Origin of the sequence: Nonomuraea glycinis, from assembly GCF_014646515.1 — a bacterium.
Classification (GTDB): Bacteria; Actinomycetota; Actinomycetes; order Streptosporangiales; family Streptosporangiaceae; genus Nonomuraea; species Nonomuraea glycinis.
The window spans coordinates 141,488-159,896 of sequence record NZ_BMNK01000009.1 but is presented as its reverse complement, the minus strand read 5'-3'; the positions used below and the strand labels follow the sequence as shown (position 1 = coordinate 159,896).

Annotated in this window: 24 protein-coding genes; all 24 read left to right on the top strand. The window is 65.9% G+C overall.

Translation table 11 applies throughout. The annotated features are described in order from the left end of the window. Nucleotides 1–11 precede the first annotated feature (11 nt). The 24 genes from IEY87_RS25245 (at nt 12) to rpsE (ending at nt 18,406) form a co-directional block, all read left to right on the top strand. Nucleotides 12–3,887 carry a DNA-directed RNA polymerase subunit beta' gene (locus tag IEY87_RS25245; protein ID WP_189141247.1) on the top strand — a complete coding sequence of 1,292 codons (3,876 nt, stop codon included), beginning with the start codon at nt 12–14 and terminating at the stop codon, nt 3,885–3,887. Between the two features lie 577 nt (nt 3,888–4,464). Beyond that, nucleotides 4,465–4,839 carry a 30S ribosomal protein S12 gene (rpsL, locus tag IEY87_RS25240; RefSeq protein ID WP_189141246.1) on the top strand — a complete coding sequence of 125 codons (375 nt, stop codon included), beginning with the start codon at nt 4,465–4,467 and terminating at the stop codon, nt 4,837–4,839. 2 nt (nt 4,840–4,841) lie between these two features. Next, a complete protein-coding gene (gene rpsG, locus IEY87_RS25235; protein ID WP_043623423.1) occupies nt 4,842–5,312 on the top strand; it encodes a 30S ribosomal protein S7 in 471 nt (156 codons plus the stop codon). A 156-nt stretch (nt 5,313–5,468) separates the two neighbouring features. Continuing rightward, nucleotides 5,469–7,517: an elongation factor G gene (fusA, locus tag IEY87_RS25230; RefSeq protein ID WP_229699387.1), complete on the top strand. Its 2,049-nt coding sequence runs from the start codon at nt 5,469–5,471 to the stop codon at nt 7,515–7,517. 111 nt (nt 7,518–7,628) lie between these two features. Next, on the top strand, nt 7,629–8,822 hold the full coding sequence (tuf, locus tag IEY87_RS25225) for an elongation factor Tu (RefSeq protein ID WP_189141244.1): 1,194 nt from the start codon (nt 7,629–7,631) through the stop codon (nt 8,820–8,822). Between the two features lie 274 nt (nt 8,823–9,096). Beyond that, nucleotides 9,097–9,405: a 30S ribosomal protein S10 gene (gene rpsJ / locus IEY87_RS25220; protein WP_012887830.1), complete on the top strand. Its 309-nt coding sequence runs from the start codon at nt 9,097–9,099 to the stop codon at nt 9,403–9,405. Nucleotides 9,406–9,419: 14 nt separating this feature from the next. Next, nucleotides 9,420–10,073 carry a 50S ribosomal protein L3 gene (gene rplC, locus IEY87_RS25215; RefSeq protein WP_189141243.1) on the top strand — a complete coding sequence of 218 codons (654 nt, stop codon included), beginning with the start codon at nt 9,420–9,422 and terminating at the stop codon, nt 10,071–10,073. Further along, nucleotides 10,070–10,717 (top strand): 50S ribosomal protein L4, encoded by a 648-nt coding sequence (rplD, locus tag IEY87_RS25210; protein ID WP_189141242.1) that lies wholly within the window; start codon nt 10,070–10,072, stop codon nt 10,715–10,717. Before rplC ends, rplD begins: the two co-directional genes overlap by 4 nt. Next, complete coding sequence (gene rplW / locus IEY87_RS25205; protein WP_189141241.1) at nt 10,717–11,067, top strand: 50S ribosomal protein L23; 351 nt, start codon at nt 10,717–10,719, stop codon at nt 11,065–11,067. Before rplD ends, rplW begins: the two co-directional genes overlap by 1 nt. A 133-nt stretch (nt 11,068–11,200) precedes the next feature. Beyond that, the gene (rplB, locus tag IEY87_RS25200; RefSeq protein WP_189141240.1) at nt 11,201–12,034 is read left to right on the top strand and encodes a 50S ribosomal protein L2; all 834 of its coding nucleotides are present in this window, start codon (nt 11,201–11,203) and stop codon (nt 12,032–12,034) included. Between the two features lie 11 nt (nt 12,035–12,045). Beyond that, the gene (gene rpsS, locus IEY87_RS25195; RefSeq protein ID WP_189141239.1) at nt 12,046–12,324 is read left to right on the top strand and encodes a 30S ribosomal protein S19; all 279 of its coding nucleotides are present in this window, start codon (nt 12,046–12,048) and stop codon (nt 12,322–12,324) included. A 28-nt stretch (nt 12,325–12,352) separates the two neighbouring features. After that, nucleotides 12,353–12,706, top strand: a complete 354-nt coding sequence (rplV, locus tag IEY87_RS25190) for a 50S ribosomal protein L22 (RefSeq protein ID WP_189141238.1) — start codon at nt 12,353–12,355, stop codon at nt 12,704–12,706. Continuing rightward, nucleotides 12,706–13,563 carry a 30S ribosomal protein S3 gene (gene rpsC / locus IEY87_RS25185; protein ID WP_189141237.1) on the top strand — a complete coding sequence of 286 codons (858 nt, stop codon included), beginning with the start codon at nt 12,706–12,708 and terminating at the stop codon, nt 13,561–13,563. The genes rplV and rpsC overlap by 1 nt, the downstream gene beginning before the upstream one ends. Before the next feature lie 2 nt (nt 13,564–13,565). Further along, complete coding sequence (gene rplP / locus IEY87_RS25180) at nt 13,566–13,985, top strand: 50S ribosomal protein L16 (protein ID WP_189141236.1); 420 nt, start codon at nt 13,566–13,568, stop codon at nt 13,983–13,985. Continuing rightward, nucleotides 13,985–14,221: a 50S ribosomal protein L29 gene (gene rpmC / locus IEY87_RS25175; RefSeq protein ID WP_189141235.1), complete on the top strand. Its 237-nt coding sequence runs from the start codon at nt 13,985–13,987 to the stop codon at nt 14,219–14,221. Before rplP ends, rpmC begins: the two co-directional genes overlap by 1 nt. Next, nucleotides 14,214–14,507, top strand: a complete 294-nt coding sequence (gene rpsQ, locus IEY87_RS25170) for a 30S ribosomal protein S17 (protein WP_189141234.1) — start codon at nt 14,214–14,216, stop codon at nt 14,505–14,507. The genes rpmC and rpsQ overlap by 8 nt, the downstream gene beginning before the upstream one ends. 238 nt (nt 14,508–14,745) lie before the next feature. Continuing rightward, on the top strand, nt 14,746–15,117 hold the full coding sequence (gene rplN, locus IEY87_RS25165; RefSeq protein ID WP_106253399.1) for a 50S ribosomal protein L14: 372 nt from the start codon (nt 14,746–14,748) through the stop codon (nt 15,115–15,117). Nucleotides 15,118–15,125: 8 nt separating this feature from the next. Beyond that, nucleotides 15,126–15,422, top strand: coding sequence for a 50S ribosomal protein L24 (gene rplX, locus IEY87_RS25160; RefSeq protein ID WP_189141446.1), 297 nt, complete (start codon nt 15,126–15,128; stop codon nt 15,420–15,422). Then, nucleotides 15,422–15,997 (top strand): 50S ribosomal protein L5, encoded by a 576-nt coding sequence (gene rplE, locus IEY87_RS25155; protein ID WP_189141233.1) that lies wholly within the window; start codon nt 15,422–15,424, stop codon nt 15,995–15,997. The genes rplX and rplE overlap by 1 nt, the downstream gene beginning before the upstream one ends. Nucleotide 15,998: 1 nt before the next feature. Continuing rightward, on the top strand, nt 15,999–16,184 hold the full coding sequence (locus IEY87_RS25150; RefSeq protein WP_189141232.1) for a type Z 30S ribosomal protein S14: 186 nt from the start codon (nt 15,999–16,001) through the stop codon (nt 16,182–16,184). 196 nt (nt 16,185–16,380) lie between these two features. Next, nucleotides 16,381–16,779, top strand: a complete 399-nt coding sequence (gene rpsH, locus IEY87_RS25145; RefSeq protein ID WP_189141231.1) for a 30S ribosomal protein S8 — start codon at nt 16,381–16,383, stop codon at nt 16,777–16,779. A 16-nt stretch (nt 16,780–16,795) separates the two neighbouring features. Beyond that, on the top strand, nt 16,796–17,338 hold the full coding sequence (gene rplF / locus IEY87_RS25140; protein ID WP_189141230.1) for a 50S ribosomal protein L6: 543 nt from the start codon (nt 16,796–16,798) through the stop codon (nt 17,336–17,338). Between the two features lie 2 nt (nt 17,339–17,340). Further along, complete coding sequence (gene rplR, locus IEY87_RS25135) at nt 17,341–17,724, top strand: 50S ribosomal protein L18 (protein ID WP_189141229.1); 384 nt, start codon at nt 17,341–17,343, stop codon at nt 17,722–17,724. A gap of 52 nt (nt 17,725–17,776) precedes the next feature. Then, the gene (gene rpsE, locus IEY87_RS25130; protein ID WP_189141228.1) at nt 17,777–18,406 is read left to right on the top strand and encodes a 30S ribosomal protein S5; all 630 of its coding nucleotides are present in this window, start codon (nt 17,777–17,779) and stop codon (nt 18,404–18,406) included. Nucleotides 18,407–18,409: the final 3 nt, after the last annotated feature.

The following is an 18,409-nucleotide window of genomic DNA, read 5'->3' as shown; positions in this document are numbered from 1 at the left end:
AGATCGCAAGCATGCTGGACGTCAACTTCTTCGACGAGCTTCGGATCGGGCTGGCGACGGCCGACGACATCCGTCAGTGGTCGCACGGTGAGGTCAAGAAGCCCGAGACCATCAACTACCGGACTCTCAAGCCGGAAAAGGACGGACTCTTCTGCGAGAAGATCTTCGGCCCGACCCGCGACTGGGAGTGCTACTGCGGCAAGTACAAGCGCGTCCGCTTCAAGGGCATCATCTGTGAGCGCTGTGGCGTCGAGGTCACTCGCGCCAAGGTGCGTCGTGAGCGGATGGGCCACATCGAGCTGGCCGCGCCGGTCACCCACATCTGGTACTTCAAGGGTGTCCCGTCGCGTCTGGGCTACCTGCTCGACCTCGCCCCGAAGGACCTGGAGAAGGTCATCTACTTCGCGGCGTACATGATCACGCATGTCGACACCGACATGCGTGAGCGTGACCTGCCCTCGCTCGAGGCGAAGATCTCCGTCGAGCGGCAGCACATCGAGCAGCGCCGTGACGCCGACGTCGAGGCCAGGCAGAAGAAGCTCGAAAGCGACCTGGGCGAGCTCGAGGCCGCCGGCGCCAAGGGCGACCAGCGCCGCAAGGTCCGCGAGGGCGCCGAGCGCGAGATGCGCCAGCTCCGCGACCGGGCCCAGCGTGAGCTGGACCGGCTCGAGGAGGTCTGGAGCCGCTTCAAGAACCTCAAGGTCCAGGACCTCGAGGGCGACGAGCTGCTCTACCGCGAGATGCGGGACCGTTTCGGCCGTTACTTCAAGGGCGGCATGGGGGCGCAGGCGATCCAGGATCGCCTGATCAGCTTCGACCTCGCCCAGGAGGCCGAGAACCTGCGCGAGACCATCCGCAGCGGCAAGGGCCAGAAGAAGGCCCGCGCGCTCAAGCGGCTCAAGGTCGTCGTGGCGTTCCTCAGCACCACCAACTCGCCGCGCGGCATGGTGCTCGACTGCATTCCGGTCATTCCGCCGGACCTGCGGCCGATGGTTCAGCTCGACGGTGGCCGGTTCGCCACCTCCGACCTGAACGACCTCTACCGCCGGGTCATCAACCGCAACAACCGCCTCAAGCGACTTCTCGACCTCGGCGCGCCCGAGATCATCGTGAACAATGAGAAGCGGATGCTGCAGGAGGCCGTCGACGCGCTGTTCGACAACGGCCGTCGTGGCCGCCCGGTCACCGGTCCCGGCAACCGGCCCCTCAAGTCCCTCAGCGACATGCTCAAGGGCAAGCAGGGCCGCTTCCGCCAGAACCTGCTGGGCAAGCGAGTCGACTACTCCGGCCGTTCGGTCATCGTCGTCGGCCCGCAGCTCAAGCTGCACCAGTGCGGTCTGCCCAAGCAGATGGCGCTGGAGCTGTTCAAGCCGTTCGTGATGAAGAGGCTGGTCGATCTCAACCACGCCCAGAACATCAAGTCGGCCAAGCGGATGGTCGAGCGCGCCAGGCCCGTGGTGTGGGACGTGCTCGAAGAGGTCATCACCGAGCACCCCGTGCTGCTCAACCGCGCGCCGACGCTGCACCGTCTGGGCATCCAGGCGTTCGAGCCGCAGCTCGTCGAGGGCAAGGCCATCCAGATCCACCCGCTCGTCTGCACCGCCTTCAACGCGGACTTCGACGGCGACCAGATGGCCGTGCACCTGCCGCTGTCGGCTGAGGCCCAGGCCGAGGCACGCATCCTGATGCTCTCGACCAACAACATCCTCAAGCCGGCCGACGGCAAGCCCGTGACGATGCCCACCCAGGACATGGTCATCGGCCTCTACTGGCTGACCACGCACAAGGACGGCGCCATCGGCGAGGGCCGGGTCTTCGGCTCGATCGCCGAGGCCCAGATGGCCTTCGACCGCCGCGAGCTGGACATCCAGGCGAAGATCCAGATCCGGATGAAGGACGTCCTGCCGCCGCGTGACTGGGTGGCTCCCGAGGGCTGGGAGCAGGGCGACCCGATCCGCCTGGAGACGACGTTCGGGCGGTGCCTGTTCAACCAGACGCTGCCCGCGTCCTACCCGTTCGTCAACTTCCAGGTCGGCAAGAAGCAGCTGTCCACGATCGTCAACGAGCTGGCCGAGACCTATCCCAAGGTCGAAGTGGCCAACGCGCTCGACGCGCTCAAGGACGCCGGCTTCCGCTGGGCGACCCGCTCCGGCGTCACGATCTCGATCGACGACGTCATCGCGCCGCCCAACAAGGCCGAGATCATGGAGAGCTACGAGCGCCGCGCCGACAAGGTGCAGCGTGAGTACGAGCGCGGTCTGATCACCGACGAGGAGCGCCGTCAGGAGCTCATCGAGATCTGGACGCACGCCACGGCCGACGTCGAGACCGACATGGTCAACGCCTTCCCGGCGACCAACCCGGTCTGGATGATGGTCAACTCCGGCGCCCGAGGCAACAAGATGCAGGTGCGTCAGATCGCCGGCATCCGTGGCCTGGTGTCCAACACCAAGGGTGAGACGATCCCGCGGCCGATCAAGGCCTCGTTCCGCGAGGGCCTGTCGGTGCTGGAATACTTCATCTCCACCCACGGACAGCGCAAGGGTCTGGCCGACACCGCGCTGCGTACGGCGGACTCGGGTTACCTCACCCGGCGTCTGGTGGACGTGGCGCAGGACGTCATCGTGCGCGAGATCGACTGTGGCACCGACCGTGGCGTTCCGCTGCACGTCGGCGAGCGCGACACCTCGGGCACCCTGGTCAAGGCCGAGAACGCCGAGTCCAACGTGCACGGCCGCATCATGGCCGAGGACGTCGAGGTCGACGGCAAGGTCATCGTGCCCGCGGGTGTCGACATCAACGACATCCACGTCACCGCGCTGGTCGAGGCCGGCGTCGAGACCGTCCGTACCCGCAGTGCGCTCGTCTGCGAGGCCAAGATCGGGGTCTGCGCGACCTGCTACGGCCGTTCGCTGGCCACCGGCAAGCTCGTGGACGTCGGCGAGGCGGTCGGCATCATCGCCGCCCAGTCGATCGGCGAGCCCGGCACGCAGCTGACGATGCGTACCTTCCACACCGGTGGTGTGGCGGGCGCCGACATTACCCACGGTCTGCCCCGAGTCCAGGAGCTCTTCGAGGCGCGCATCCCCAAGGGTGTCGCCCCGATCTCCGAGGCCGAGGGCAGGGTCCGGATCGACGAGACCGACAAGTCCCGCAAGCTCGTCGTCACTCCCGACGACGGCTCGGAGGAGATCGCCTACCCGGTCTCCATGCGCTCGCGCCTGCTCATCACCGATGGCCAGCGCGTGACGGTCGGTAAGCAGCTCGTCGCCGGTGCGGTCAACCCCAACGAGGTGCTGCGCATCCTCGGCCCGCGGGCCGTGCAGCTGCACCTGGTGGCGGAGGTCCAGCAGGTCTACCGCTCGCAGGGTGTGTCGATCCACGACAAGCACATCGAGATCATCGTGCGGCAGATGCTCAAGCGCGTGAACGTGCTGGAGTCCGGTGACACCGACCTGCTGCCCGGCGAGCTCGTGGAGCGTCCGCGCTTCGAGCTGATGAACCGCGAGACCGTGGCGGAAGGCGGCTCCCCGGCCGCCGGTCGTCCGGTGCTCATGGGCATCACCAAGGCGTCGCTCGCCACCGAGTCGTGGCTGTCGGCGGCCTCCTTCCAGGAGACCACCAGGGTCCTGACGGACGCGGCGATCCACGCCAAGTCCGACTCGCTCCTGGGCCTGAAGGAGAACGTCATCATCGGCAAGCTCATCCCGGCCGGTACGGGCATGCCCCAGTACCGCAACATCCGGGTCGAGCCGACCGAGGAGGCCAAGGCCGCCATGTACACCGTGGGCGGTTACGACGGCTCCGCGGCCGACTACACCTTCGGCACCGGCAGCGGCGAGGCCGTGCCGCTGGAGGAGTACGACTTCGGTCAGTACAACCGGTGACCATCTCGTAAGCAGCCGTGGCGCGCGCCCGGGTCCCTCACTGAGGGGCCCGGGCGCGCGTTTTTCGGTTCGTACGTGAACGGCGCTGTAGGCCGTCGTGCGGCGGCGCTCTGTCAGGGTGGTCCCGGGAGTCGAATCCGCAGGGTGCCGGGCACTGTCGGCCCGCTCGTAGCTCGCCGAGGGGCGTGTAGAGTAGGTGATTCTTTGGTATGGGGGACGGCATGCGGTCAGTGCCTATATCATTGCCGAGGAGCAGCAGCCGGGCCTTTGATGGATGGGGTCCCGCCGGCCGGAGTGGGAAGGCTTGAAGAGCCTGCCCGCGCCGTTTTGACGTGTCGCGCGGGCCTGGGTAGTCTTGAGCATCGTGCCCGTTGCTAGCGGGCTCTCGATCGTGCGCTGATATCGGAGCGCGGGTCGGCTTCCTGGCTCGTAGTCCTCGTGGCTGTGTTTTGCGAATAGCGCGACACGCCCGAGCGCGGGGGCGCGGAAGCAAGGCGAATGCGCAGGTCATGACACCGGCAGAACCTGCGAATTGCTCAACCAGACGTAACACCGGCCAGCACGAAACGGAGTGGCAGTGCCCACTATTCAGCAGTTGGTCCGCAAGGGCCGGCAGGACAAGGTCACCAAGACCAAGACTCCTGCCCTCAAGGGGAGTCCGCAGCGGCGCGGTGTGTGCCAGCGCGTTTACACCACGACCCCGAAGAAGCCCAACTCGGCACTGCGCAAGGTGGCCCGTGTGCGGCTCACCAACGGCATCGAGGTCACGGCCTACATCCCCGGTGTGGGACACAACCTGCAGGAGCACTCGATCGTGCTCGTGCGTGGCGGTCGTGTGAAGGACCTGCCGGGTGTTCGCTACAAGATCATCCGCGGCTCGCTGGACACCCAGGGTGTCCGCAACCGCAAGCAGGGCCGCAGCCACTACGGTGCGAAGAGGGAGAAGAGCTAACTATGCCTCGTAAGGGTTCTCCTGGCCGTCGTCAGCTCATGTCTGACCCGGTTTACAGTTCGCCGCTGGTCACCGCTCTGATCAACAAGGTGCTTCTGGACGGCAAGCGCTCTATCGCGCAGTCGATCGTCTACGGCGCTCTCGAGGGCTGCAGGGAGAAGACCGGCAACGACCCGGTCGTCACCCTCAAGCGCGCGCTTGACAACGTCAAGCCGACTCTCGAGGTCCGCAGCCGTCGCGTCGGTGGCGCGACCTACCAGGTGCCGGTCGAGGTGCGCGCGGCGCGCAGCACCACCCTGGCCCTGCGCTGGCTGGTGCAGTACTCCCGCGCCCGCCGCGAGAAGACCATGACCGAGCGCCTCATGAACGAGCTCCTCGACGCCAGCAACGGCCTCGGGGCGAGCGTCAAGAAGCGCGAGGACACGCACAAGATGGCCGAGTCCAACAAGGCCTTCGCCCACTACCGCTGGTAGGCATCACACCAGCGGTGGTCGACAAGACGACCGAAGGCCCTCGCACTTAGGGGGCGTGCGGGGGCGAGCCCCCGCAGGAGACAAGACGACGAGGACGCGAGAGAAGTGGCCACCACGACCGCTCTTGACCTGGCCAAGGTCCGCAACATCGGGATCATGGCCCATATCGACGCGGGCAAGACCACCACGACCGAGCGCATCCTGTTCTACACCGGCATCAACTACAAGATCGGTGAAGTCCACGAGGGCGCAGCCACGATGGACTGGATGGAGCAGGAGCAGGAGCGCGGCATCACGATCACGTCTGCCGCGACGACCTGCGAGTGGAACGGTCACACCATCAACATCATCGACACCCCGGGACACGTCGACTTCACCATCGAGGTGGAGCGCTCGCTCCGCGTCCTCGACGGTGCCGTCGCCGTGTTCGACGGCGTCGCGGGTGTCGAGCCGCAGTCGGAGACGGTGTGGCGGCAGGCTGACCGCTACGAGGTTCCCCGGATCTGCTTCGTCAACAAGATGGACCGGGTCGGCGCGGAGTTCCACCGCTGCGTCGATATGATGATCAATCGCCTGGGCGCCACCCCGGCGGTCATTCAGCTGCCGTGGGGCGTCGAGGCCGACTTCAAGGGCGTCATCGACGTCATCACGATGAAGGGCCTCCTGTGGAGCGCCGAGGCGGCCAAGGGCGAGATGTACGACGTCGTCGACCTCCCGGCCGACCACGCCGAGGCCGCTCGTGAGTGGCGTGACCGGCTCATCGAGACGGTCGCCGAGAACGACGACGAGCTGATGGAGCTCTTCCTCGAGGGCACTGAGCCCACCGAGGAGCAGCTGGTCGCGGCCATTCGCCGCGCGACGCTGGCCAGCGCCATCAATCCGGTCCTGTGCGGCACCGCGTTCAAGAACAAGGGCGTGCAGCCCCTGCTCGACGCGATCGTCGCCTACCTCCCCGCGCCGACCGACCTCGCGGCCTTCAAGGGCCACGCGGTCGGCAACGAGGAGAAGGTGATCGAGCGGCACGCGGACCCGACCGAGCCGTTCTCCGCCTTGGCTTTCAAGATCGCGAGCGACCCGCACCTGGGCAAGCTCACCTACATCCGCGTCTACTCGGGCACGCTCGAGACCGGTTCACAGGTCATCAACTCTGTGAAGGGGAAGAAGGAGCGGATCGGCAAGATCTACCAGATGCACGCCAACAAGCGCGAAGAGCGCCCCACGGCGATCGCTGGTCAGATCGTGGCGGTCATGGGTCTGAAGGACACCACCACCGGTGACACCCTCTCCGACCCGACCCACCAGGTCGTGCTCGAGTCGATGACGTTCCCGGCTCCGGTCATCAACGTCGCCATCGAGCCCAAGACCAAGGGCGACCAGGAGAAGCTGTCGATCGCGATCCAGCGGCTGGCCGAGGAGGACCCGTCCTTCCAGGTCCGCCGTGACGAGGAGACCGGTCAGACGGTCATCTGGGGCATGGGCGAGCTTCACCTGGAGATCCTCGTCGACCGCATGCGGCGCGAGTTCAAGGTCGAGGCGAACGTCGGTCGTCCTCAGGTCGCCTACCGGGAGACCATCCGCCGCAAGGTGGAGAAGGTCGACTACACCCACAAGAAGCAGACCGGTGGTTCCGGTCAGTTCGCGCGGGTGATCATCAATCTGGAGCCGCTGGGCGAAGGCAACGACGGCTACGAGTTCCAGAACAAGGTCACGGGTGGCCGTGTCCCGAGGGAGTACATCCCCTCGGTCGACGCGGGCGCTCAGGAGGCCGCCGAGTTCGGTGTGCTGGCCGGCTACCCGATGGTGGGCGTGAAGGTGACGCTGACCGACGGTGCCGCGCACGATGTCGACTCCTCGGAAATGGCCTTCAAGATTGCCGGCTCGATGGCCTTCAAGGAGGCCGCGCGCAAGGCTGACGCTGTGCTCCTTGAGCCGATGATGGCCGTCGAGGTCACCACGCCCGAGGACTACATGGGTGATGTCATCGGTGACCTCAACGGTCGCCGCGGGCAGATCCAGGCGATGGATGAGCGGGCAGGCGCCCGAGTCATCCAGGCGCTCGTGCCGCTGTCTGAGATGTTCGGCTACGTGGGCGACCTGCGTAGCAAGACGCAGGGACGCGCGAGCTACAGCATGCAGTTCGACTCCTACTCGGAGGTGCCCCCGGGCATCGCCAAGGAGATCGTCGCGAAGGCCCGGGGCGAATAGTTCCGGTCCCTGGCGGGACGGTCGCGAGACCGTCCCGCCGCCTAGGGGTTCGGGAACACCCGGGCCCGAGTGTGCAGACGAAAGTCAGTCAGATTCTCAAGGAGAGAACCAGTGGGCAAGGCCAAGTTCGAGCGGAACAAGCCGCACATGAACATCGGCACCATTGGGCATATCGACCACGGTAAGACCACGCTGACCGCGGCGATCACCAAGGTGCTCCACGACCGTTACCCCGAGCTGAACGCGGCAACGCCTTTCGACAAGATCGACAAGGCGCCCGAGGAGAAGGCTCGCGGCATTACGATTTCCATCGCGCACGTCGAGTACCAGACCGAGAAGCGCCACTACGCTCACGTGGACTGCCCCGGTCACGCCGACTACGTGAAGAACATGATCACGGGTGCCGCTCAGATGGACGGCGCGATCCTCGTGGTCGCCGCCACCGACGGTCCGATGCCCCAGACGAAGGAGCACGTCCTCCTGGCCCGCCAGGTCGGCGTCCCCTACATCGTCGTGGCTCTGAACAAGTCCGACATGGTGGACGACGAGGAGATCCTGGAGCTCGTCGAGCTCGAGGTTCGCGAGCTCCTGTCCGCTCAGGAGTTCCCCGGCGACGACCTTCCGGTCATCCGCGTCTCCGCGCTCAAGGCTCTTGAGGGCGACCAGAAGTGGGCCGACACGATCGTCGAGCTGATGGACGCCGTGGACGAGAACGTCCCCGAGCCGCCGCGTGAGACGGAGAAGCCGTTCCTCATGCCGGTCGAGGACGTCTTCTCGATCACCGGTCGCGGCACGGTCGTCACCGGCCGTATCGAGCGTGGCATCGTCAAGGTCAACGAGCAGGTCGACATCATCGGCATTCAGCCGGAGAAGACGACCACCACCGTCACCAGCATCGAGATGTTCAACAAGATGCTCGACGAGGGTCAGGCCGGCGACAACGCCGCCCTGCTGCTCCGCGGCATCAAGCGCGAGCAGGTCGAGCGCGGCCAGTGCATCATCAAGCCGGGCACGACCACCCCGCACACCGAGTTCGAGGGCCAGGTCTACATCCTGTCCAAGGACGAGGGCGGCCGCCACACGCCGTTCTTCAACAACTACCGCCCGCAGTTCTACTTCCGTACGACTGACGTGACCGGTGTGGTGAACCTCCCCGAGGGCACCGAGATGGTCATGCCGGGCGACAACACCGAAATGCGCGTTGAGCTGATCCAGCCCATCGCCATGGAGGACGGCCTCAAGTTCGCGATCCGTGAGGGTGGCCGCACCGTCGGCGCCGGCCGGGTCATCAAGATCATCAAGTAGTTCGATCGCGGGGTGGCGGTCGGCCTCCACATCAGAGGCCGGCCGCCGCGTCACGAACGGGACAGAAGTCCATACGGCTTCCGTTCCGGAAGGCTTCACGGGGAAAGCCGTGATCCAGCAGTCGCTTCGGTCGGTGACCGAAGTAACTGCCGGATCACGGAAGAAAAGGCAGATCGTTTACGTCTGCTTCGTGGAGTCGTGCGGGCTCGACCCGCACGCGGCAAAAGGCCGCACGATACTTTTTCAGACGACAGCGAAGGACACCGAGGCCATTATGGCGGGACAGAAGATCCGCATCCGGCTTAAGGCCTATGACCACGAGGTCATCGATAGCTCGGCCAAGAAGATCGTCGAGACGGTGACGCGGACTGGCGCGAAGGTCGCGGGCCCGGTGCCGCTGCCGACCGAGAAGAACGTGTACTGCGTCATCCGCTCGCCGCACAAGTACAAGGACAGCCGCGAGCATTTCGAGATGCGCACGCACAAGCGGCTCATTGACATCATCGACCCGACGCCCAAGACGGTTGACTCGCTCATGCGGCTCGACCTCCCGGCTGGCGTCGACATTTCGATCAAGCTCTGAGGGAACGCACTGACATGGCTAAGACGATCAAGGGCGTCCTGGGCAAGAAGCTCGGCATGACCCAGGTCTTCGACGCGGACAACCGGATGGTTCCGGTCACCGTGGTCGAGGCCGGTCCGTGCGTGGTGACCCGCGTCCGCAGCGCTGAAAAGGATGGCTATGCCGCCATCCAGCTCGGCTTCGGACAGGTCGACCCGCGGAAGGTCAACAAGCCGCTCGGCGACTACCTGCGCAAGCACGACATCACCCCGCGCCGTTACTTCGCGGAGATCCGCACTGACGACGCGAGCGACTACAACCTGGGCCAGGAACTGCTGGCCGACACCTTCGAAGCCGGCCAGTTCGTCGACGTGACGGGCAAGAGCAAGGGCAAGGGCTTCGCCGGTGTCATGAAGCGTCACGGCTTCAAGGGTCTGGGCGCGTCGCACGGTACTCAGCGCAAGCACCGCTCGCCGGGTTCCATCGGTGGCTGCGCCACCCCGGGACGCGTATTCAAGGGTCTGCGTATGGCTGGTCGGATGGGTAACGTCCGCACCACCGTGCAGAGCCTCAAGGTTCACGCCGTGGACGTCGAGAAGGGTCTCATCCTGATCAAGGGTGCGATTCCCGGCGCCAACGGCAGCCTGGTCCTCGTTCGCACCGCCGCCAAGAAGGGGGCTGCCAAGTGACTAGCATTGACGTCCTCGACGCCAGCGGCGCCAAGACCGGCACCGTTGACCTGCCCGAGGACATCTTCGGCGCGAAGGTCAACGTTCCGCTGATCCACCAGGTGGTCGTGGCGCAGCTCGCCGCTCGTCGGCAGGGCACGCACAAGGCCAAGACCCGTGGTGAGGTCAGGGGCGGCGGCAAGAAGCCGTACCGCCAGAAGGGCACCGGCCGCGCCCGTCAGGGTTCGACGCGTGCGCCGCAGTTCGCCGGCGGTGGCGTCGTCCACGGTCCGGTTCCGCGCGACTACTCGCAGCGGACGCCCAAGAAGATGAAGGCCGCCGCCCTGCGTGGCGCCCTGTCCGACCGGGCTCGCGGCGGTCGCGTGCACGTGGTGAGCAGCCTGGTCTCCGGCGAGACGCCGAAGACGAAGACCGCTCTCCAGGCGCTGCGCGCGATCACCGAGGCCAAGTCCGTGCTCATCGTGGTCGCTGACACCGACGAGCTGACCTGGCTGAGCCTGCGTAACGCTCCCGAGGTCCACCTGCTGGACTCCGGGCAGCTCAACACTTACGACGTGCTCTGCTCTGACGACGTGGTCTTCACCCAGGAGGCGTACGACCAGGTCGTGGCTCGGCTGGGCCAGGGCGAGAAGGAAGACGCCTGATGGACAACAGCACCGATCAGCAGACCGCCGAGAAGCCTGTGGGCCGACTGGCGAGGGTCGTCGACCCGCGCGACGTCATCATCAAGCCGGTCGTCTCTGAGAAGAGCTACGGCCTGATCGATGAGAACAACAAGTACACGTTCCTGGTGAAGAAGACCGCGAACAAGACCGAGGTCAAGATCGCGGTCGAGAAGATCTTCGGGGTCAAGGTCACCAGCGTGAACACGATCAACCGGCAGGGCAAGCGCAAGCGCACCCGGACCGGTTTCGGCAAGCGTCCCGACACCAAGCGCGCGATCGTGAGCTTGGCCGAGGGCGATCGGATCGACATTTTCGGTCAGATCGGCTGATACGCGGGGGGCGCTGCCCCCCGCGATCCCCATGGTGTCGCCTCTGGCGACGACGGCCTGGGGCCTCGCACGATTGAGACAAGAGATCCAGAGTTTTTGGATTCTGGATATCGACGAAGGATGAACGAAAAAGATGGGCATCCGTAAGTACAAGCCGACGACCCCAGGTCGCCGCGGCTCGAGTGTCTCGGACTTCACCGAGATCACCCGCAGCGAGCCTGAGAAGTCGCTGCTTGCACCCCTTCATGGCAAGGGCGGCCGTAACGTACACGGCCGGGTCACCGCACGCCACCAGGGCGGCGGTCACAAGCGCGCCTACCGGATCATCGACTTCCGTAGGCATGACAAGGACGGCATTCCGGCCAAGGTCGCTCACATCGAGTACGACCCCAACCGCACCGCCAATATTGCTCTGCTGCACTACGCCGACGGCGAGAAGCGCTACATCATCGCGCCGACCGGCCTCAAGCAGGGCGACCGCATCGAGAACGGCGCCACGGCCGACATCAAGCCGGGCAACTGCCTGCCGCTGCGCAACATCCCGACCGGTACCTTCATCCACGCGGTGGAGCTCCGTCCGGGTGGTGGCGCCAAGCTGGGCCGCTCCGCGGGAGCTCAGATTCAGCTACTCGCCAAGGAAGGCCAGTACGCCACGCTGCGTATGCCGTCCGGTGAGATGCGCATGGTCGACGTGCGCTGCCGCGCGTCGGTCGGTCAGGTCGGCAACGCCGAGCAGGCCAACATCAACTGGGGCAAGGCCGGCCGCATGCGGTGGAAGGGCAAGCGCCCGACCGTCCGTGGTGTCGCGATGAACCCCGTTGACCACCCGCATGGTGGTGGTGAGGGTAAGACCTCCGGTGGTCGCCACCCGGTCAACCCGAAGGGCAAGCCCGAGGGCCGCACCCGTCAGGCCAGCAAGGCCAGCGACCGGCTGATCATCCGTCGGCGCAGCAAGAAGAAGCGGTAGGAGCAGCCGAAATGCCACGTAGCCTTAAGAAGGGCCCTTTCGTTGACGGCCACCTTCAGAAGAAGGTGGATACGCAGAACGAGAAGGGCACCAAGACCGTCATCAAGACGTGGTCGCGGCGCTCCATGATCGTTCCCGACATGCTCGGGCACACGATCGCCGTGCACGACGGCCGCAAGCACGTCCCGGTGTTCGTCACCGAGTCGATGATCGGCCACAAGCTCGGAGAGTTCGCTCCCACGCGGACGTTCCGGAGCCACGTCAAGGATGACCGCCGCAGCCGGCGATAAGCGCCTTCAGAAGTAAGAGGAGTAAGCGATGGAAGCCAGGGCTCAGGCGCGGTTCGTCCGCGTCACGCCCCTCAAGGCCCGCCGTGTGGTGGACCTTATTCGCGGGCTGCCCGCTTCGGAGGCGCAGGCCGTGCTGCAGTTCGCTCCCCAGTCGGCGAGCGAGCCGATCTACAAGGTGCTCTCGAGCGCCATGGCGAACGCAGAGCACAATTTCGATCTCGACCCCCAGACGCTCGTCGTGAGCCGCGCGTGGGTCGACGAGGGCCCGACTCTGAAGCGGTTCCGGCCGCGCGCGCAGGGTCGTGCCTATCGGATCAACAAGCGGACGAGCCACATCACCGTGATCGTGGAGTCCCGCGAGCCGAAGGGAAGGACCCGATAGTGGGCCAGAAGGTTAACCCGCACGGGTTCCGCCTCGGCATCACGACCGACTTCAAGAGCCGGTGGTACGCCGACAAGCTGTACAAGTCGTACGTCGCTGAGGACGTGTCGATCCGCCGCATGCTGCAGAAGGGCATGGAGCGGGCCGGTATCTCCAAGGTGGAGATCGAGCGTACGACCGACCGCGTTCAGGTCGACATCCACACCGCGCGCCCGGGCATCGTCATCGGCCGCCGCGGCGCGGAGGCCGACCGTATCCGTGGCGACCTGGAGAAGCTGACCAAGAAGCAGGTTCAGCTCAACATCCTCGAGGTGAAGAACCCCGAGATCGACTCCCAGCTCGTCGCGCAGGGTGTCGCCGAGCAGCTCTCCAGCCGTGTCTCCTTCCGCCGTGCCATGCGCAAGGCGATGCAGTCGGCCATGAAGAGCGGCGCCAAGGGCATCCGGGTGCAGTGCTCCGGTCGTCTGGGCGGCGCCGAGATGTCGCGGTCGGAGTTCTACCGCGAGGGCCGGGTGCCGCTGCACACGCTGCGCGCGGACATCGACTACGGCTTCTACGAGGCCCGTACCACCTTCGGCCGGATCGGCGTGAAGGTGTGGATCTACAAGGGTGAGGCTCCGACGAGCCGCGCCGAGCGCGAGGCGGCTGCCGCCGGTGCTCGTGCCGGCCAGCGTCGTGAGCGTGATGACCGTCGGGGTGGCGGCGGCGGCGACCGTCCGCGCCGTGGTGGCGGTGGCGCCGGTGGCGGCGCCCGCCGTGGCGGTGGTCGTGGCGACCGCGCCCCCAGGACTGAGGCGGCCGCTCAGGCCGCCCCCGAGACCGGCCCGGCTGCGCAGCCGGGTGCTGAAGGGAGCTGACCATGCTGATCCCGCGCAGGGTCAAGCACCGCAAGCAGCACCGGCCTGACCGCAGCGGAGCCGCCAAGGGCGGCACCAGGGTCGTCTTCGGCGAGTTCGGTATCCAGGCGCTTGAGCACTCTTACGTGACCAACCGCCAGATCGAGTCCGCTCGTATCGCGATGACCCGTCACATCCGTCGCGGCGGCAAGGTGTGGATCAACATCTACCCCGACCGTCCCCTGACGAAGAAGCCCGCCGAGACCCGCATGGGTTCCGGTAAGGGTTCTCCGGAGTGGTGGATCGCCAACGTCAAGCCCGGACGCGTGATGTTCGAGCTGTCCGGCGTGACGGAGACTGTGGCGCGTGAGGCGCTGCAGCGCGCGATCCACAAGCTCCCGATGAAGTGCAAGATCGTTAAGCGTGAAATGGGTGAGGCGTGATGGCTAAGGGCCTGACCGCCGGCGAGCTGCGAGTGGAGGACCAGGACACTCTGGTCCAGAAGCTCAAGGAGGCCAAGGAGGAGCTGTTCAACCTCCGCTTCCAGGCAGCGACCGGTCAGTTGGAGAGCCACGGGCGGCTGCGGGCCGTCCGCCGCGAGATCGCCCGTATCTACACCGTGATGCGCGAGCGCGAGCTTCGCATCGTCACGGTCGAGAAGGAGACGAGCGATGGCTGAGACCGAGACCACCGAGACGGGCGCCGAAGTCGACGACCGCAAGTTCCGCAAGGTCCGCGAGGGCCTGGTCGTCAGCGACAAGATGGACAAGACCGTCGTCGTCGTCGTCGAGGACCGCGTCAAGCACCGTCTGTACGGCAAGGTCATCCGCCGTACGACCAAATACAAGGCACACGACGAGTCCAACGCCTGTGGCGTGGGCGACCGCGTGCTTCTGATGGAGACCCGCCCTCTGTCCGCTACCAAGCGGTGGAGGATCGTGGAGATCCTCGAGAAGGCGAAGTAACACTCGCTTCTCGGATATACCGCGCCTCGTGGGGGTGGCGACATCCCCACGACGGCGTCCAAGGACGCGGGGCCGCAAGGCCTCGCGTCGCCTGCGGTGCGGCGCCGCGTAGCCCGTTCCGTCCGGATCGAGAGGTACGGACGAGCGTGCGCGTGGCGCTGTGGCCGGAGGAACAAGACAACATCGGGTTCCGCCAGGCTCAGCGATGAGAACCAGCGCGACTAACAGGAGTTAAAACGTGATCCAGCAGGAGTCGCGGCTCAAGGTCGCCGACAACACGGGTGCCAAGGAGATTCTTTGCATCCGCGTTCTCGGTGGCTCTGGCCGACGCTACGCCGGTATCGGTGACATCATCGTCGCCACTGTCAAGGACGCCCTGCCCGGCAGCACGGGCGTCAAGAAGGGCGATGTGGTCAAGGCCGTCATCGTCCGCACGGTCAAGGAGCGTCGCCGGCCCGACGGCTCCTACATCCGCTTCGACGAGAACGCCGCCGTCATCATCAAGGACAGCGGTGACCCTCGCGGCACCCGTATCTTCGGCCCGGTGGGCCGTGAGCTGCGCGACAAGAAGTTCATGCGCATCATCTCGCTCGCGCCGGAGGTGCTGTAATGCCGAAGCTGCATGTGAAGAAGGGCGACCTGGTCCAGGTCATCGCCGGTAAGAACAAGGGTGCCAAGGGGCATGTGATCGCCACCTTCCCGCGCGAGGACCGCGTGGTCGTCGAGGGCGTCAACATGATCAAGAAGCACCAGAAGGAGCAGCAGGGTCCGCGCGGCACCCAGGCGGGTGGCGTGCAGACCATGGAGGCTCCCATTCACGTGAGCAACGTGAAGAAGCTCAAGGAAGACAAGCCCGCCGAAAAGCCCGCCGACAAGAAGGCCGACAAGGCCGACGAGACGGGTGAGGACAGCTGATGACTGCCACGACCACTGAGACCGAGCGCCCGACGCCGCGCCTCAAGACGAAGTACCGCGAGGAGATCGCGGCTCAGCTTCGCGAGGACTTCGGCATCGAGAACGTCATGCAGATCCCCGGCCTGGTGAAGATCAAGGTCAACATGGGTGTCGGCGAGGCGGCTCGCGACTCGAAGCTCATCGAGGGCGCTGTCCGCGACCTCACCGTGATCACCGGCCAGAAGCCGGCCGTCGTCCGGGCCCGCAAGTCCATCGCGCAGTTCAAGCTGCGTGAGGGCATGCCGATCGGCGCGCACGTCACTCTCCGCGGTGACCGCATGTGGGAGTTCCTTGACCGGCTGCTGTCGCTGGCGCTGCCGCGCATCAGGGACTTCCGCGGCCTGTCGCCGAAGCAGTTCGACGGCAACGGCAACTACACCTTCGGTCTGACCGAGCAGGTCATGTTCCACGAGGTCGACCAGGACAAGGTCGACCGGCCGCGGGGCATGGACATCACGGTCGTGACCACCGCGAAGACTGACGACCAGGGCCGGGCGCTGCTCAAGCTTCTCGGCTTCCCGTTCAAGGAGGCCTGATATGGCGAAGAAGTCGCTGATCGCCAAGGCGGCGCGCAAGCCGAAGTTCAACGTCCGCGGCTACACCCGCTGCACTCGCTGCGGGCGTCCCAGGGCCGTCTACAGGAAGTTCGGCCTGTGCCGTGTGTGCTTCCGCGAGATGGCGCACCGGGGCGAGCTGCCTGGCATCACCAAGTCCAGCTGGTAGTTACTCTTGGGGGCGGCGCGTGTCGTCCCTGAAGGCGGCAGCTGGCCGTACATATCCGTAAATGTCAAAACCAGGGGGCTCTCCTAGAGAGCACCCATGACCGCGCCGAAGGTCCACCGGCAGAGCAGTGCCCGGCAGCAGTGCCGGACGCTGAAACTTGGCCGACTGGAAACCGCGGCGAGGAAGGCCACTGGCCATGACGATGACCGACCCGATCGCAGACATGCTCACACGTCTGCGCAATGCGAATTCGGCGTACCACGAAAGCGTGTCGATGCCGTACTCGAAGATCAAGGCGCACATCGCCGAGATCCTCCAGCAGGAGGGATACATCCAGTCTTGGGCCGTCGAAGACGCCAAGGTTGGCAAGAACCTCGTGGTGGAGCTCAAGTTCGGTCCGACCCGTGAGCGGTCGCTCGCTGGCCTGCGCCGGGTGTCGAAGCCCGGACTGCGGGTCTATGCGAAGAAGGACAACCTGCCCCGAGTTCTGGGAGGGCTGGGCGTCGCGATCATCTCGTCGTCCGCCGGTCTCATGACCGACAAGCAGGCCGGCAAGCGTGGTGTAGGCGGGGAAGTCCTCGCCTACGTCTGGTAGAGGGGAGGAATACAGCATGTCGAGAATCGGACGGCTGCCCATCCCTGTGCCCGGCGGCGTAGACATCACGATCAACGGTCGGGATGTCCAGGTCAAGGGCCCGAAGGGCACGCTTTCTCACACGGTCGCCGAGCCCATCGCGGTGGACCGCGACGATGACGGCGCCATCGCAGTGACTCGTCCCAACGACGAGAACAAGGTCCGTGCGCTGCACGGGCTGTCCCGGACGCTGATCGCCAACATGGTGCAGGGCGTCACCCAGGGCTACTCCAAGACCCTGGAGATCGTCGGAGTCGGTTACCGCGTTCAGGCCAAGGGCCCGTCGCAGCTGGAGTTCGCACTGGGCTTCAGTCACCCGGTCATCGTCAACGCCCCTGAGGGCGTCACCTTCCGCGTCGAGAAGCCGACCCTGTTCCATGTGGACGGCATCGACAAGCAGAAGGTCGGCGAGGTCGCGGCCAACATCCGCAAGTTGCGCAAGCCCGACCCGTACAAGGGCAAGGGTGTGCGTTACCAGGGCGAACAGATCCGCCGCAAGGTCGGAAAGGCTGGTAAGTAGGCATGGCTCCGAAGACTGCGTTCGGCAAGCACACGGCTGCCCGCACCGTCTCGCGGGCCCGCCGTCACCGCCGCGTCCGCAAGAACGTCGTCGGTACGGCCCAGCGCCCGCGCTTGGTCGTCAACCGTTCGACCCGTCACCTGTTCGTGCAGATCGTGGACGACTCCGTCGGCCACACTCTGGTGAGCGCGTCCACCATGGACTCCTCGCTGCGCACGCTCGAGGCGGACAAGACCGAGAAGGCCAAGAAGGTCGGCGAGCTCCTCGCTCAGCGGGCCAAGGAAGCCGGGATCACGGCGGTCGTGTTCGACCGTGGTGGCAACCGCTACGCGGGGCGCATCGCCGCCCTGGCGGACAGCGCTCGCGAAGGCGGGCTCGAGTTCTGATGCGGGCCCGGCAATCGCAACTGATACTGGCAACTGAGATGAGGAACCACTGATGGCTGCAGCTCCGCGTCGCGGTGGCGGCACCGGTGGCGAGCGGCGTGACCGTCGTGACGATCGCCGCGGCGGCGCCGCCGACAAGGGCGTCTCGTACATCGAGCGCGTAGTGAAGATCAACCGAGTGGCCAAGGTCGTGAAGGGTGGTCGTCGCTTCAGCTTCACCGCCCTGGTCGTCGTCGGTGACGGCAACGGCATGGTCGGCGTCGGCTACGGCAAGGCCAAGGAAGTTCCCGCGGCCATCGCCAAGGGCGTCGAAGAGGCGAAGAAGCACTTCTTCAAGGTGCCTCGGATCCAGGGCACCATCCCGCACATCGTGCAGGGTGAGGAGGCGGCCGGTGTCGTCTTCCTCCGCCCGGCCTCGGCCGGTACCGGCGTCATCGCCGGTGGCCCGGTGCGTGCGGTCCTGGAGTGCGCCGGCATCCACGACGTGCTGTCCAAGTCGCTCGGCTCGGACAACCCGATCAACATCGTGCACGCCACCGTGGCGGCTCTGAAGGGTCTTTCCCGGCCCGAGGAGATCGCCGCTCGCCGTGGCCTGCCGATCGAGGACGTGGCTCCGGCCCGGATGCTCAGGGCTCAGCGTGAAGGCATCGCGGAGGCCGCAGCGGCGAAGGCGGTGAGCTAGTCG

Excerpts from the sequence above, each read along its gene's own strand:
- rplW (WP_189141241.1), top strand. The coding sequence starts at position 10,717 with ATGGACAACAGCACCGATCAGCAGACCGCCGAGAAGCCTGTGGGCCGA.
- rpmC (WP_189141235.1), top strand. The coding sequence starts at position 13,985 with ATGGCTAAGGGCCTGACCGCCGGCGAGCTGCGAGTGGAGGACCAGGAC.
- rpsH (WP_189141231.1), top strand. The coding sequence starts at position 16,381 with ATGACGATGACCGACCCGATCGCAGACATGCTCACACGTCTGCGCAAT.
- fusA (WP_229699387.1), top strand. The coding sequence starts at position 5,469 with ATGGCCCATATCGACGCGGGCAAGACCACCACGACCGAGCGCATCCTG.
- rplP (WP_189141236.1), top strand. The coding sequence starts at position 13,566 with ATGCTGATCCCGCGCAGGGTCAAGCACCGCAAGCAGCACCGGCCTGAC.
- rpsJ (WP_012887830.1), top strand. The coding sequence starts at position 9,097 with ATGGCGGGACAGAAGATCCGCATCCGGCTTAAGGCCTATGACCACGAG.
- IEY87_RS25150 (WP_189141232.1), top strand. The coding sequence starts at position 15,999 with ATGGCGAAGAAGTCGCTGATCGCCAAGGCGGCGCGCAAGCCGAAGTTC.
- rplF (WP_189141230.1), top strand. The coding sequence starts at position 16,796 with ATGTCGAGAATCGGACGGCTGCCCATCCCTGTGCCCGGCGGCGTAGAC.
- rplR (WP_189141229.1), top strand. The coding sequence starts at position 17,341 with ATGGCTCCGAAGACTGCGTTCGGCAAGCACACGGCTGCCCGCACCGTC.
- rplC (WP_189141243.1), top strand. The coding sequence starts at position 9,420 with ATGGCTAAGACGATCAAGGGCGTCCTGGGCAAGAAGCTCGGCATGACC.
- rplE (WP_189141233.1), top strand. The coding sequence starts at position 15,422 with ATGACTGCCACGACCACTGAGACCGAGCGCCCGACGCCGCGCCTCAAG.
- IEY87_RS25245 (WP_189141247.1), top strand. The coding sequence starts at position 12 with ATGCTGGACGTCAACTTCTTCGACGAGCTTCGGATCGGGCTGGCGACG.
- rplV (WP_189141238.1), top strand. The coding sequence starts at position 12,353 with ATGGAAGCCAGGGCTCAGGCGCGGTTCGTCCGCGTCACGCCCCTCAAG.
- rpsQ (WP_189141234.1), top strand. The coding sequence starts at position 14,214 with ATGGCTGAGACCGAGACCACCGAGACGGGCGCCGAAGTCGACGACCGC.
- rpsE (WP_189141228.1), top strand. The coding sequence starts at position 17,777 with ATGGCTGCAGCTCCGCGTCGCGGTGGCGGCACCGGTGGCGAGCGGCGT.
- rpsG (WP_043623423.1), top strand. The coding sequence starts at position 4,842 with ATGCCTCGTAAGGGTTCTCCTGGCCGTCGTCAGCTCATGTCTGACCCG.
- rplB (WP_189141240.1), top strand. The coding sequence starts at position 11,201 with ATGGGCATCCGTAAGTACAAGCCGACGACCCCAGGTCGCCGCGGCTCG.
- rpsS (WP_189141239.1), top strand. The coding sequence starts at position 12,046 with ATGCCACGTAGCCTTAAGAAGGGCCCTTTCGTTGACGGCCACCTTCAG.